The 13,905-nt window shown below is 64.8% G+C and carries 13 protein-coding genes; 10 read left to right on the forward strand and 3 right to left on the reverse strand.

Annotation, left to right across the window (positions count from 1 at the left end; all coding sequences use genetic code 11):
* Positions 1 to 21: 21 nt before the first annotated feature.
* From ACK4FK_RS18145 to ACK4FK_RS18160, 4 genes are all read left to right on the forward strand, one after another.
* Complete coding sequence (locus ACK4FK_RS18145) at positions 22 to 1,164, forward strand: carboxylate-amine ligase (protein WP_409746882.1); 1,143 nt, start codon at positions 22 to 24, stop codon at positions 1,162 to 1,164.
* A 23-nt stretch (positions 1,165 to 1,187) separates the two neighbouring features.
* Positions 1,188 to 1,502: a DUF1244 domain-containing protein gene (locus ACK4FK_RS18150; protein WP_409746885.1), complete on the forward strand. Its 315-nt coding sequence runs from the start codon at positions 1,188 to 1,190 to the stop codon at positions 1,500 to 1,502.
* A gap of 126 nt (positions 1,503 to 1,628) precedes the next feature.
* Complete coding sequence (locus ACK4FK_RS18155; protein WP_409746888.1) at positions 1,629 to 1,907, forward strand: DUF2312 domain-containing protein; 279 nt, start codon at positions 1,629 to 1,631, stop codon at positions 1,905 to 1,907.
* A 5-nt stretch (positions 1,908 to 1,912) separates the two neighbouring features.
* Positions 1,913 to 2,299: a hypothetical protein gene (locus ACK4FK_RS18160; RefSeq protein WP_409746891.1), complete on the forward strand. Its 387-nt coding sequence runs from the start codon at positions 1,913 to 1,915 to the stop codon at positions 2,297 to 2,299.
* Positions 2,300 to 2,320: 21 nt separating this feature from the next.
* Here the strand turns inward: ACK4FK_RS18160 and ACK4FK_RS18165 are convergent, their stop codons facing one another.
* The 3 genes from ACK4FK_RS18165 to ACK4FK_RS18175 form a co-directional block, all read right to left on the reverse strand.
* Positions 2,321 to 2,809, reverse strand: coding sequence for a GNAT family N-acetyltransferase (locus ACK4FK_RS18165; protein WP_409746894.1), 489 nt, complete (start codon positions 2,807 to 2,809; stop codon positions 2,321 to 2,323).
* Positions 2,810 to 2,848: 39 nt separating this feature from the next.
* Entirely contained in the window at positions 2,849 to 3,706 is an 858-nt protein-coding gene (locus ACK4FK_RS18170) for an alpha/beta fold hydrolase (protein WP_409746897.1), read from the reverse strand.
* 175 nt (positions 3,707 to 3,881) lie between these two features.
* Positions 3,882 to 7,382, reverse strand: a complete 3,501-nt coding sequence (locus tag ACK4FK_RS18175; RefSeq protein ID WP_409746900.1) for an indolepyruvate ferredoxin oxidoreductase family protein — start codon at positions 7,380 to 7,382, stop codon at positions 3,882 to 3,884.
* 186 nt (positions 7,383 to 7,568) lie between these two features.
* Between ACK4FK_RS18175 and ACK4FK_RS18180 the strand changes: the two genes are divergently transcribed.
* The 6 genes from ACK4FK_RS18180 (at position 7,569) to ACK4FK_RS18205 (ending at position 13,829) form a co-directional block, all read left to right on the forward strand.
* Positions 7,569 to 8,552: an NAD-dependent epimerase gene (locus ACK4FK_RS18180; protein ID WP_409746903.1), complete on the forward strand. Its 984-nt coding sequence runs from the start codon at positions 7,569 to 7,571 to the stop codon at positions 8,550 to 8,552.
* Positions 8,553 to 8,561: 9 nt separating this feature from the next.
* Positions 8,562 to 9,077: a PaaI family thioesterase gene (locus ACK4FK_RS18185; protein ID WP_409746906.1), complete on the forward strand. Its 516-nt coding sequence runs from the start codon at positions 8,562 to 8,564 to the stop codon at positions 9,075 to 9,077.
* Positions 9,074 to 9,514 carry a PaaI family thioesterase gene (locus tag ACK4FK_RS18190; RefSeq protein ID WP_409746908.1) on the forward strand — a complete coding sequence of 147 codons (441 nt, stop codon included), beginning with the start codon at positions 9,074 to 9,076 and terminating at the stop codon, positions 9,512 to 9,514. The genes ACK4FK_RS18185 and ACK4FK_RS18190 overlap by 4 nt, the downstream gene beginning before the upstream one ends.
* Before the next feature lie 79 nt (positions 9,515 to 9,593).
* The gene (locus tag ACK4FK_RS18195; protein WP_409746911.1) at positions 9,594 to 11,390 is read left to right on the forward strand and encodes a M3 family oligoendopeptidase; all 1,797 of its coding nucleotides are present in this window, start codon (positions 9,594 to 9,596) and stop codon (positions 11,388 to 11,390) included.
* 7 nt (positions 11,391 to 11,397) lie between these two features.
* Positions 11,398 to 12,744 carry an ABC1 kinase family protein gene (locus ACK4FK_RS18200; protein ID WP_409746914.1) on the forward strand — a complete coding sequence of 449 codons (1,347 nt, stop codon included), beginning with the start codon at positions 11,398 to 11,400 and terminating at the stop codon, positions 12,742 to 12,744.
* An 80-nt stretch (positions 12,745 to 12,824) separates the two neighbouring features.
* Entirely contained in the window at positions 12,825 to 13,829 is a 1,005-nt protein-coding gene (locus ACK4FK_RS18205) for a putative metalloprotease CJM1_0395 family protein (protein ID WP_409746917.1), read from the forward strand.
* Positions 13,830 to 13,905: the final 76 nt, after the last annotated feature.

Raw genomic sequence — 13,905 nt, forward strand, 5'->3', positions numbered from 1 at the left:
TCTGGAGTAACGGGAGGAAGCATGGTCAGCGCCGGCGATTTCACCATCGGCATCGAGGAAGAGCATCTGCTGGTGGAACGCACCACCGGTGCACTGGCGGTGGAGCCGCCGGCGGCCGTGCTGGCCGAATGCGAAGCCATCGCCGGCGGCCAGGTGCATCCCGAATTCCTGCAATGCCAGATCGAGATTTCCACCAAGGTGTGCCGCGGCATGGCAGAGGCGCGCGCCGACCTGGTGCGCCTGCGCGGTGGCATCGCGGAAGTCGCCGCGCGCCACGGGCTGGCGCCGATTGCCGCTTCCACGCATCCCTTCGCCCGATGGAGCGACCAGCGCCATACCGACAAGGAGCGCTACGACCGGCTGGCGAAAGACCTGGCCGGGGTGGCGCGGCGTCTGATCATCTGCGGCCTGCATGTGCATGTAGGCATCGCCGACGAGGACCTGCGCATCGACCTGATGAACCAGGTCAGCTATTTCCTGCCGCATCTGCTGGCCCTCTCCACCTCCTCCCCCTTCTGGCAGGGTGAGGAAACTGGCCTGCAATCCTATCGCCTGTCGGTGTTCGACAGCCTGCCGCGCACCGGCCTGCCCGAACGCCTGGAGACCTGGGGCGAATACCAGCGGCTGGTGAACCGCCTGAAGCAGGCCGGCCTGATCGAGGATGCCAGCAAGCTGTGGTGGGACATCCGCCCCTCGGCACGGTATCCCACGCTGGAACTGCGGATCACCGATGTCTGCACCCGCCTGGACGACGGATTGAGCGTGGCGGCGCTGTATCTCTGTCTGCTGGCCGCGCTGCTGCGGCTGCGTCAGAAGAACCAGCGCTGGCGCATCTATGCCAACACGCTGATCGACGAGAACCGCTGGCTGGCCCAGCGCTACGGCATCGCCGGCAGCCTGGTCGATTTCGGCAAGGGCGAAGCCGTGCCCTATGCGGCCCTGCTGGAGGAACTGATCGAACTGACCCGCGAGGAGGCCATCCAGCTCGGCTGCCTGGCGGAGGTGGAGCGGGCGCGCGGCATCCTCAGGCGCGGCACCTCGGCCCAGCGGCAGTTGCAAGTCTACCGCGATGCGCTACATGCTGGCATGGACAAGCCCGCGGCGCTGAAGGCCGTGGTGGACTGGCTGGTGGCGGAGACCGTGAATTTTGCCGTTCCCGAATAGCCGGGCCTGAACAGGAGGATGGCATGACCGACAAGATCGATCCCAAGACCCAGACCGAACTGGAAGCCGCGGCCTTCCGCCGCCTGGTCGAGCATCTGCGCGGCCGCACCGATGTGCAGAATATCGACCTGATGAACCTGGCCGGCTTCTGCCGCAATTGCCTGAGCAACTGGTATCAGGACGCCGCCAAGGCCAAGGGAATCGAACTCGACAAGATGGCGGCCCGCGAGATCGTCTACGGCATGCCCTATCCGGAATGGCAGGCGAAATACCAGAAGGACGCCTCGCCCGAGCAGCAGAAGGCCTTCTCGGAAGCAATCAAGGCCCATAAGCACTAGGGATAAATCGGAGTTATCCACGGATGCCGCATTCCTGTGGATAACTTTGGGGCGGCGGTAGGCGGCCGGACGCTGGCGGCTATAATCCGCGCCCAACCCCAACACCGCTTTCAACTGAGGTCACCCATGGCCACCAAACTGATCTCCGGCAATTTCTCGGCCGACCAGCTCAACCAGATCGTCGCCCGCATCGAGCGGCTGGAGGAAGAGAAGAAGGCGCTGGCCGACGATATCCGCGAGGTCTATGCCGAGGCCAAGGCCCATGGCTTCGACACCAAGATCCTTCGCCAGGTGATCAAGCTGCGCAAGTTGGACCGTGCCGAGCTGGCCGAGCAGGAAAGCCTGCTCGAGATCTACATGGAAGCCCTCGGCATGGATACCGCGACGCAGGAAGCCGCGGAGTAATCCGCATGCGCGGCCAAACCGGCTTTGTTGCAGGTCTGGCCGCGCTGCTCTTCTGCGGCGACCTGGCCGCGCAGCCGCAGCGGCCGATCACCGACGATGCCCAGGCCTGCGTCAGCATCGCCAACCTCACGCAGTATAACTGGCCGATCAACATCCGCCGTGAAGGCCGGGTGAACTCCACCGTGATCGCCAAGCCGCGCGAGGTGAATCGCTATTGCGCGCCGGATCGTCTGGGGCCGAATGAATTCATCATCGTGCAGGTGAAATCCACCTGGTTTCCGATCGGCGAATGCCGGCTGAAGAATCGCGGCACCATGGAAATCTACCGCGAAAAAAGCGACGAGACCGACAGCGGCGAAGTCACGCGCGTGAAATGCTACGAGGGGCGCTGACCCCGCGTCAGGCATGTCGGTTCACGGCCGCAGCAGCGCCCAGCGCCAGATCGTGCCGTCATCCGGATCTTCCACCGTCTCAACCAGCGTGAACCCGCGCTTGCGCAGAATCGCCGTCGAGGCGTTTTCCTCCGGCAGGGTATGCGCCAGCACGGCCTTCACGTCATATTCGTTGAAAGCGATCTTCAGCAGCTCGCGCGCCATGATGCTGCCGACGCCCCGGCCCTCATGGCCGGGAAAGGTGAAATAGGCGATCTCCACAAGCCCCTGCACAGGCGGCGATTTGAAGCTGCAGATGCCAAGTAGGGCATTGTCGCTATCGCGGAGCGCAAAATAGCTGAGCCAGGGATCTGTGGCGCCGGTCATGGCATACATGCCGAGCGTGGCGGTTGCCATCTCGCCGACGAGCCCGGCCACTTCCAAATGATTGGGGTGGGCAGCCAGCAGCGCGGTTGGATCGGCGGCCAGGGCTTGAAGATAGGCAGTATCGAGCGGCTTCAGTGTCAGCATGGGCGGTTTCTGGCCGATCCCGCAATACTGCGCAAGGCCTCAGCGGCTTTTCAACCAGTCAAGGATGCTGGGCAGCACCAGCTGCGGCTTGCGCACCCAGCGGAAATGATCGATGCCGTCGAAACCCATCGCCTTGGGGTCGAGATGATGGCGCGTGAGCTGCACCCTGGGGAATTTGCTTAAGAGTCCGTCCATCGCGTGTTTCGGCGCGAAGAAGTCGCCCTGCAGCGAGATGCCCAGCACCGGCAGGGATAATTCCGCCAGATGGCGGTCATGGTCCACGCGCGGCCGGCCGAAGATGAAACGCCCGGTGCGCGCCTGCCTGGCCCAGTCGGCCATCAATGTGCGTGCCTCGCGCCCGGCGAAGCGGAAACGGTGGCCGGGGAAATGCCCCACCACGCGCGCCACCAGCGGCACCATCTGGCTGTAGGCCAGGAAGGCTTTCGGCCACAGCTTCCAGTGCACCGAGCTGCAGGCGATCAGGATCAGGCCATCGATCTGCTGCGGGTGATGCGCGGCATAGATGCTGCTGACCTGCGCGCCCAAGCTGTGGCCCAGCAGGTAGAAGGGCGTGCCGGGAAACCGCGTCTTCACCGCCGTGATCGCCAGCGGCCAGTCCTCGGTCAGCAGGTCGTGATAGCCGAAATCGTAGCCCCAGCCCGGCTTGTGCCCACCGCTTTCCTCATGGCCGCGCAACTCGGCGATGGCGGCGTTGTATCCGGCCTGCTGCAGGGCCTGCAGCAGCGGGGCGTAATAGCCGATCTGCATGCCCATGGCAGGTTCGATCAGGATGGCGGGCGCCTTGGCATCGGCCGCCGGATGGATCTGCACGGCAAAGCTGGTGCCGTCGTGCCGCTGCAGGCGGATGGTTTCGGGTGAAGCGGAGAGGGTAGTCATAGCGCGATCAAGCCACGATGCGCAGCGCTCCGCAATTACCTTTCTGGTCGTAACGCAGCGTCATGCCGTAAGGGAATTAAGGCGTGGATGGCCGGCACAAGGCCGGCCATGACGTGTGAACGAGTGACTATTGAATACCTTCGTCATGCCCGGACTTGATCCGGGCATCCACGATTTACTCTGCCGCGCTGGCCAGGGGTGCGGTGGGGGCGCGGAAGGTAGCCAGCAGTTTGGCCTCCTTCTCCTTCGCCGCCGCCAGGTGCTTCACCTTCACATGGCCATAGCCGCGGATGTCTTCCGGAATCTTCGCCAGTTGTAAGGCCAGCGCATGATTCTGCGGGTTCAGCTTCTCGCACAACTCCTCGATCAGGGCGAAATAGTCGGCGATGAGCTGGCGCTCGGTGCGGCGTTCTTCGGTACGGCCGAAGATGTCAAAGGCCGTGCCGCGCAGGAATTTCAGCTTGGCCAGCAGGCCGAAGGCGCGGAACATCCACGGGCCGAATTCCTTCTTCTGCGCGATGCCGGTCTCCGGATCGGGCGGATTGAGCAGCGGCGGCGCCAGATGGAAGCTGAGGCGGAAATCGCCGTCGAACTGCGCGTTCAGCTTCTTGAGGAACTCGCCGTCGGAATAAAGCCGCGCCACCTCGTACTCGTCCTTGTAGGCCATCAGCTTGAAGGCATACCGTGCCACGGCCTCGGCAAAGCCTGTCATGCCCTTGGCCCGGTTCGCCTCGGCATGACGGGCTTTTTCCACCAGCGCCTTGTAGCGCTCGGCGTAAGCCGCATTCTGCCATGCGGTCAGCCGCGGCATGCGGTCGGCCAGCAGCTCGTCCACCGTCTTGGCAAAAGCCTTCGGCTCGATGGCGCTGAGCGTGGGCCGGGCGATGTCGTCCACCACCTTGGGGTCCTGGGCATAGAGCCGGCCCCAGTTCAGCGCCTTGATATTGGCGTCGATCGCCGTGCCGTTCAGTTCGATGGCCTTGAGCAGGGCATCGAGCGATACCGGAATCAGACCGCGCTGCACGGCATAGCCCAGCATGAACATGTTGGTGGCAATCGCATCGCCCATCAGCACGGTGGCGATGCGGGTGGCTTCCACGAATTCCGACAGGTTCTCGCCGGCCGCACTGCGGATCGCCTGCACCATCTGATGGTCGTCCAGCTGCAGGTTCGGGTTGAGCTGGAAGGCGGCGGTGGGCGTGAGATGCGTGTTGATCAGCGCCCGCGTGGCGCCCTTCTGCATCTTCTCCAGCGCGGCATCGCCGGCCGCCACCACCATGTCGCAGCCCAGCACCAGATTGGCGCCGCCGGCTGCCACGCGCACGGCGTGGATGTCGTCCGGGTTCTTGGCGATACGCACATGGCTCAGTACGGCGCCGTTCTTCTGCGCCAGGCCGGTGAAATCCAGCACGCTGGTGCCATAGCCCTGGATATGCGCGGCCATCCCTAAGATCTGGCCGATGGTCACCACGCCGGTGCCGCCGATGCCGGTGATCAGGATGTTGTAGGGCTGGTCCAGCGGCGCGACTTCCGGCGCCTTGAGGCCGGCGAACAGGCCGTCCACGTCACTGTCGCTCGGGCCCTGCTGCAGTTTCACCTTGGCGCGCTTCACCTTGCCGCCATGCACGGTGACAAAGCTGGGGCAGAAACCCTTCACGCAGGAGAAATCCTTGTTGCAGGACGACTGGTTGATCTTGCGCTTGCGGCCCAGCTCGGTTTCCAGCGGCTCGACCGAGACGCAGTTGGATTTCACCGAGCAGTCGCCGCAACCCTCGCAGACCGCCTCGTTGATGAACACGCGCTTGTCGGGGTCGGGGAAGGTGCCGCGCTTGCGGCGGCGGCGCTTCTCGGCGGCGCAGGTCTGGTCGTAGATCAGAACCGTGCAGCCCTCGATCTCGCGCAGCTCGCGCTGCACGGCGTCCAGCTCGTCGCGATGACGGATGGTCACGCCCGGCGCCCATTCGGTGCCGACCGGATATTTCTCCGGCTCGTCGGTGACCACCACGATCTTGCGCACGCCCTCGCCATAGACCTGCATGCTGATCTGCGGCGGGGTCAGCGGGCCGTCATGCGGCTGGCCGCCGGTCATCGCCACGGCGTCGTTGTAGAGGATCTTGTAGGTGATGTTCACCTTGGCCGCGACCGAGGCGCGCAGGGCCAGCAGGCCCGAGTGATAATAGGTGCCATCGCCCAGGTTGGCGAAGATGTGCTTGTCGTTGCTGAACGGCGCCTGGCCGATCCAGGGCGTGCCTTCGCCGCCCATCTGGGTGAAGGTGGCCGTCGAGCGGTCCATCCACAGCGACATGAAATGGCAGCCGATGCCGGCCACCGCGCGGCTGCCTTCCGGCACGCGGGTCGAGGTGTTGTGCGGGCAGCCCGAACAGAAATACGGCGTGCGCTGGGTCTTGCCGATGGTGCTGGCGGCGCGCTCCTTCTCCTTCTGCTCGATGAAGGCGATGCGTTCCTCGATGCGCGGATTGGTGCCGTAGCGCTTGAGCCAGGTATACAGCGCCTTGGCGACAATCGCAGGCGATATCTCCCCGGCCGAAGGCAGCAGCCAGTTGCCCTGGGCATCGAACTTGCCTACCACGCGCGGCCGCACGTCCTCGCGCCAGTTGTAAAGCTGTTCTTTCAGCTGGTTTTCGATGACCGCGCGCTTTTCCTCGACGACGATCACCTCCTCCAGCCCTTCGGCGAAATGGCGGGCGCCTTCACGCTCCAGCGGCCAGACCATGCCCACCTTGTAAAGGCGGATCCCCATATCGGCGGCCATCTCTTCCGTGATGCCGAGATCGTCCATCGCCTGGCGCACGTCCAGATATGACTTGCCGGTGGTGATGATGCCCAGCCGCGGACGCGGGCTGTCGATCACCACGCGGTCGATTTTGTTGGCGCGGGCGAAGGCGAGCGCGGCATAGGCCTTGTGGCGCTGCAGCCGGTCTTCCTGTTCCAGGATCGCATCGGGCCAGCGGATATTAAGGCCGCCCGGCGGCATCTGGAAATCGGTCGGATAGGCGATCTGCAAACGCTCAGGGTCGATGGAAACGCTGGCCGAGCTTTCCACCGTTTCGGTCTGGCATTTGAATCCGACCCACAGGCCCGAATAGCGCGACATGGCCCAGCCGAGCAGGCCGTAATCGAGGAATTCCTGCACGTTGGCCGGATGCAGCATGGGCATCATCGCAGCCATCATCATGTGTTCGGACTGGTGTGCCACGGTGGAAGAGGCGGCGCCATGGTCGTCGCCGCACAGCGCCAGAACGCCGCCATGCTTGGACGTGCCGGCGGAATTGGCATGCTTGAACACGTCCATCGAGCGGTCGACGCCCGGGCCCTTGCCGTACCAGATGCTGAACACGCCGTCGTATTTCGCACCGGGGAAAAGGTTGAGCTGCTGGCTGCCCCAGATCGCCGTGGCGGCGAGGTCTTCATTCACGCCGGGCTGGAACTGGATATGGTTGTCCTTAAGGAATTTGCGGGCGCGCCAGAGCTGCTGGTCGAACAGGCCGAGCGGCGATCCGCGATAGCCGGAAATGAAGCAGGCGGTGTTGAGGCCGGCGGCCAGGTCGCGCTTTCGCTGCAGCATCGGCAGGCGGACCAGCGCCTGGGTGCCGGTCAGGAAGACGCGGCCGCGCTCGAGGGTGTATTTATCGTCCAGCGTGACATTCGCCAGCATCCGGTTCTCCTCCCACTGCCTTAAATAGGTCAGTATTGCTTACCTAATTATACGGGCGCCGCCTTGCCCGGTCGAGCGAAAACCGAAGCGGCCTTTCAAAAGTCCGGCCGGTTGCTCTTTCAAGTGATTCTGGTAGATACCCCCGAGTAGTCAATCTGCCCCCCACGTTATAGCGCCAGGATCGTCATGGCCGTTCTGCTCACCGGTGCCGCCGGCTTCATCGGCTTTCATGTTGCACAAGCGTTGCTGGCGCGGGGCGACGAGGTGATCGGACTCGACAATCTGAACGATTATTACGATCCGGCGCTCAAGCGCGCACGACTTGAACAAATACAGGGCCACAAGGGGTTCAGATTTTTCCAGGTCGATATCGCAGACGTTGATGCAGTGCAGCAGGCAATGGCCGGCGCCGACATCCGCCGCGTCGTGCATTTGGCTGCCCAGGCCGGCGTGCGCTACTCGCTGGTGAACCCGTATGCCTATATTCGCGCCAATCTGCTGGGCCATACGGTGATGCTGGAACTCTGCCGGCATCTGCCGAAATGCGAGCATATGGTCTATGCCTCGTCTTCCTCGGTTTATGGCGGCAATACCAAGCTGCCCTTCGCGGTCGAGGACCGGGTCGATTCGCCGGTCTCGCTGTATGCCGCCACCAAGAAGGCCGACGAGCTGATCAGCCATGCCTACACCCATCTGTTCGGCTTCCCGCAGACCGGCCTGCGCTTCTTCACCGTCTATGGGCCCTGGGGCCGGCCCGACATGGCGATGTACATCTTCACCAAGGCGATTTTCGAAGGCCGGCCGATCCAGGTGTTCAACCACGGCGACATGCAGCGCGACTTCACTTATATCGACGATATCGTCGATGGCGTCGTGAAGACGCTGGACCATCCGCCGCCGCCCAATGAACACGGCCGGCCCTATCGCATCTACAATATCGGCAACAACAACCCCGAACCGCTGCTGCGCATGATCGAGCTGATCGAACAGGCGGTTGGCCGCAAGGCGGAAAAGCAGTTCCTGCCGATGCAGGATGGCGACGTGAAAGCCACCTATGCCGATATTTCCGCCATTCAGCGCGATACCGGATTCAAGCCGACCACACCGATCGATGTGGGCATCCCGCGCTTTGTCGATTGGTATCGCCGCTATCACAATCTGGTGGGATGATATCGACGCATGAGCGAACAGCCAGATATCCCTGCGCCGCAGATCGACCCGGAAGGCGTCGATCCCAAGGTCGTCGAAGCGATGATCAACGCCGGCATCCCGCATTGCGCGGCTTTGGGCGTGAAGGTGATCGCCGTCTCGCGCAAGGCCGTCACGCTCGCTCTGCCATATAATCCCGACCTGGTGGGCGATCCGGTGCATGGCGTTTTGCACGGTGGCGTCGTCACATCGCTGGTCGATACCGTCTGCGGCATGGCGGTTTTCACCGCTCTGGCCAAGCTGCAGGCGATCGCCACACTGGATCTGCGTATCGACTATCTCAAGCCGGCGGTGGCGCAGAAGGAACTCCATGCCACCGCGGAATGCTACAAGCTGACCCGCTCGATCGCCTTCGTGCGGGCCCGCGCTTATCATCCGGAAGCGCCGGATGACCTGGTGGCTAGCTGCGTGGCCGCCTTCATGATCGGCTCGTCTGACAAGCCGCCCCTTCCCAAGGGCACCAAGGTGCCGGGAGGAGTGGCATGAGCCTCGACCTGGAAGCGCTGATCCGCGCGGCCCGCGAACATCGCGACATCTCAGCCTTCCTGAAGGCGATCCCGTATTTCCGGTTCCTCGGCCTCACCGTGCGCGAGGATTCCGAGGGCAATCCGCTCTGCATCCTGCCGGCCGATCCCAAGCTGATCGGCAATGCGCGGCTGCCGGCCCTGCATGGCGGCGTGGTTGGGGCGCTGCTGGAATCGGCGGCCATCGTTCAGTTGATCTGGGCCGCCGAGACCGATGCGATCCCCAAGATCATCGACCTGCAGGTGGATTACCTGCGTTCGGCCCGTCCGGTGGAAACCTTCGCCCGCGCCATCATCACCAAGCACGGCCGCCGTATCGCCAATGTGCGCGCCGAGGCCTGGCAGGAGGATCCGGCCAAGCCGGTAGCCGCCGCCCACGCGCATTTCCTGCTGGGCTAAACGCGCCTTTGCATGGGCTGGTCAAACCGGCCGGCCCTTCCCATATATTGTAGCGATTACAAGAAACGAGGATTCCCGTATGGCTTCCCCCGCCGCCGCTTCTCCCGCCAACGACCTTGGCGCCCTGCCGACCTGGGACCTGGGCGACCTCTATCCCGGACTTGAATCCGCCGAACTCAAGCGCGACCTGGCTGTCGTGGCCGAACGCGCAGCGAAGCTGGAACGGCACGGCAAGGGCAGGATCGCCGGCCTGTCGGGCGACGACCTTGCCGCCGTGATAGCGGAATACGAGGCTCTGCAGGACCTGATCGGTCGCATGTATTCCTACGCCTCGCTGGCCTATGCCGGCGACATGGCCGATGCCAAGATCGCCGGCTTTTACCAGGACATGCAGGAGAAGCTGAACGACGTCACCACCAAGCTGCTGTTCCTCACCCTGGAACTGAACCGGCTGGACGAGGCGGCGCTGGAGCAGAAATACGCCCAGTCGGCCAGGCTTGCGCATTACCGGCCCTGGCTGCGCGATCTGCGGCTGTTCCGCGACCATCAGCTCGATGACGAGCTGGAACGCCTGCTGCATGAAAAGGCGGTGGCCGGCCGCGCCGCCTGGAACCGCCTGTTCGACGAGACCATGGCCGGCCTGCGGTTTCCCTGGGGGCGCGAGCAGCTCACCGCCGAGCAGGTGCTGCACAAGCTTTCCGACAAGGATGCCGTCACGCGCCGGAAGGCCGCCAAGGCGCTGGCCAAGGTGTTCAGGCAGAATATCCGCCTGTTCGCGCTGATCACCAACACGCTGGCCAAGGACAAGGAAGTCGAGGATCGCTGGCGCAAATATCCCACGCCCGAGGCCTATCGCCATCTCTCCAACTGCGTCGAGCCCGAGGTTGTGAATGCGCTGACCGACGCGGTCACCGCCGCCTATCCGAAACTCTCGCACCGCTACTACAAGCTGAAGGCGCGGTGGATGGGCGTGAAGAAGCTGCCCTGGTGGGACCGCAATGCGCCCTTGCCCGAGGATCACGACCGCACCATCGGCTGGGACGAGGCGCGCGACATCGTGCTGAAGGCCTATGGCCGCTTCTCGCCGCAGCTCGCCGATCTGGGCCGGAAGTTCTTCGACAACGCCTGGATCGACGCGCCGGCGCGGCCGGGCAAGGCCTCGGGCGCTTTCGCCCATCCCACGGTGCCGAGCGCGCATCCTTATCTTCTGCTGAACTATCAGGGCCGCACGCGCGACGTGATGACGCTGGCGCATGAACTGGGCCATGGCGTGCACCAGCTTCTGGCGGCCGAGCAGGGGCCGCTGATGGCCGACACGCCGCTGACGCTGGCCGAGACCGCCTCGGTCTTCGGCGAGCAGCTTACCTTCCGCGCCCTGCTCGATGCCGCCGGCCCTGAGCGCCGCAAGATCATGCTGGCCTCCAAGGTGGAGGACATGCTGAACACCGTGGTGCGCCAGATCGCGTTCTTCAAGTTCGAGCGTCAGGTGCATGCCGCGCGCCGCGAGGGCGAGCTGACGCCCGACCGGCTGGGCGAGATCTGGATGGGCGTGCAGAAGGAAAGCCTGGGCCCGGCGCTGAAATTCGATGCCGATTACAGCACGTTTTGGTGCTACATCCCGCATTTCATCCATTCGCCCTTCTATGTCTATGCCTATGCCTTCGGCGACTGCCTGGTGAATGCGCTCTATGCGCGCTACCAGGATGCCGAAGCCGGCTTCCAGGAAAAATACTTCGCCATGCTCAAGGCCGGCGGCACGCTGCGGCACAAGGAACTGCTGGCGCCGTTCGGGCTGGATGCCGCCGATCCCGCCTTCTGGTCGAAGGGCTTGAGCGTGATCGAGGGCTTCATCGACGAACTCGAGAAACTGGGCTGAGGCCGCCATGGCCGAGGAAGACAGCACGCTCGGCCGCGTCCGCCGCTACGCGAAGGTAGGCGCCTCGGTCGGCGGCCTGGCGGCAAAGCTGGGTGCCGAGCGCGTGCTGGGCGTGAAGCTCGACCGCGGCAAGCATGCCGCCGAGCTGCGCGCGGCCCTGGGCGGACTGAAAGGCCCGCTGATGAAGGTGGCGCAAATCATGTCCACCATCCCCGACGCGCTGCCCAAGGAATACGTGCAGGAGCTGACCCAGCTGCAGGCCAATGCGCCGGCCATGGGGCCGGCCTTCGTGAAACGCCGCATGGTGGCCGAACTTGGGCCGCAATGGCAGGCGAAATACAAAAGCTTCGACCTCGCCGCCGCCGCGGCCGCCAGCCTGGGCCAGGTGCATCGCGCGACGGCGATGGATGGCCGTGCGCTTGCCGTGAAGCTGCAATATCCCGACATGGCCTCGGCCGTGGAGGCCGACCTGCGCCAGCTCAAGCTGATCTTCGCCATCTATCGCCGTATGGATGCCGCCATTGACACCACGCACATCCATGCCGAGATCGCCGCCCGCCTGCGCGAGGAGCTGGATTACGAGCGCGAGGCCCTGCATATGCGGCTTTATGCCGGGATGCTGAAGGGCGAGGCGCATGTGCATGTGCCGGAGGTGCTGCCCGAACTGAGTACCGGGCGGCTGCTCTCCATGACCTGGCTGGATGGCCGCCGGCTGCTCGATTACGCCGATGCGGCGCAGGAAACCCGCAACACGATTGCGATGAACCTGTTCCGCGCCTGGTATGTGCCGTTCTATCAGTGCGGCGTGATCCATGGCGATCCGCATCTGGGCAATTACACGGTGCGCGACGATCTCGGCATCAACCTGCTGGATTTCGGCTGCGTGCGCATCTTCCCCTCGCGCTTCGTCGGCGGCGTGATCGACCTCTACCGCGCCATATCCGGCAACGACCGCGCGCTCGCCGTGCATGCCTACGAGACCTGGGGCTTCACCGGCCTGTCCAACGAGGTGATCGACACGCTCAACCTGTGGGCCGAGTTCGTCTATGCGCCGCTGCTGGAGGATCGCCCGCGCCGCATCCAGGAAATGGAATCCTCCGGCCTCTACGGCCGCGAGGTGGCCGAGCAGGTGCATCGCAAGCTGAAGGAGCTGGGCGGCGTCACGCCGCCGCGCGAATTCGTCTTCATGGATCGCGCCGCCATCGGTCTGGGCGGCGTGTTCCTGCATCTGAAGGCAGAGATCAACTGGCACCGCCTGTTCCACGACCTGATCGCCGGGTTCGATGTGAAAACCCTGGAAAAGCGCCAGAAAGCCGCCCTCACAAGCGCGGGATTGCCTGCAGAAATCGCTTGAGGCGGGGCCGCTAAGGTCCGAGAATGCCGTTGTAATAATGTTGCGCGGCCCTGCGGGGCAGAGCGGAGCGGTCAAGGCGCATGATCGGCGGTCTGTCGTCCTTTTCGCCGGGCTCGATATCCAGTTACGGGAGTGCCGGCAGTTTCAGCGTTGCCACGCCGCAAAGCCTGGCCAACGACGGCAGCGCCGTGTGCCAGTCGCTGGAGTGCAGCGTGCACGGCGCCATGCTGAAGGCGCAGATGCAGGCGCAGTTCCCCGGCCTGAAGGTGCTGGGCGGCGGCGAGCCGCAGCAGCCCCAGAACCGCCGGCAATCCGAAACCCCGCGGCCGGTGCCGGGCAGCGGCGCGGCCGAGAGCGGCAACGTCATCAGCCTGCGGCCAGGCGGCGGCTCGGCGCTGGCCAGCGGCGCCACGCTGCTCACCGCGCAGGAGGCGGAAACCTCCGGTTCGGATGGTTCCGGCGGGCCGAAGGCGCCAGGCGAACTGACCGAGGAAGAGAAGCAGCAGGTCGCCAAGCTCAAGCAGATCGATGCCAAGGTGCGGGCCCATGAGCGCGCCCATGCCGCCGCCGGCGGGCAGTATGCCGGCGCGCCGAGCTACAGCTACACGCGCGGGCCCGACGGCCAGATGTATGCCGTCTCGGGCGAGGTGGCCATCGACATCAGCCCCGAGAACGATCCCGAGGCGACACTGCAGAAGGCGGCGGCCGTGGCCGCCGCCGCGCTCGCGCCGGCCGATCCCTCGGGGCAGGACCGCGCCGTGGCCGCTGCCGCCCAGCAGCTTCGCCTGCAGGCCCTGGCCCAGATCCGCGAGGAGAAACGCCTGGAGCAGGAAGCGGCAGCCGAGGAGGGTCAGGCCGTGCCGGATCGGCTTCAGCCACCCGGCCAGATCGAGGGCCAGAACGCGGGCCCGACGCCGGGCCCGACGCCGGGGCAGGCGACGGGGCAGGCGACGGATGCGTCGGCGGGCGATGCCGGCACCGGCCGCGACGGGCCTGCCGCAAGGGCGGCGCAGGCTTATGCCCCGGCGGCCGACGCCGCCCGCGCCGGCCGCGAGATCGGCCGCCTGGTCGGGCTGGTCGCCTGACCCCGCGCTGGCCTGCCAGCCATAAAGTAACCAGTTGGATACAAATCGTCGGGACGGCGCCAGGCGGCCGGACGGG

Origin of the sequence: Ferrovibrio sp., from assembly GCF_046297895.1 — a bacterium.
In the GTDB taxonomy this organism is placed as follows: Bacteria; Pseudomonadota; Alphaproteobacteria; order Ferrovibrionales; family Ferrovibrionaceae; genus Ferrovibrio.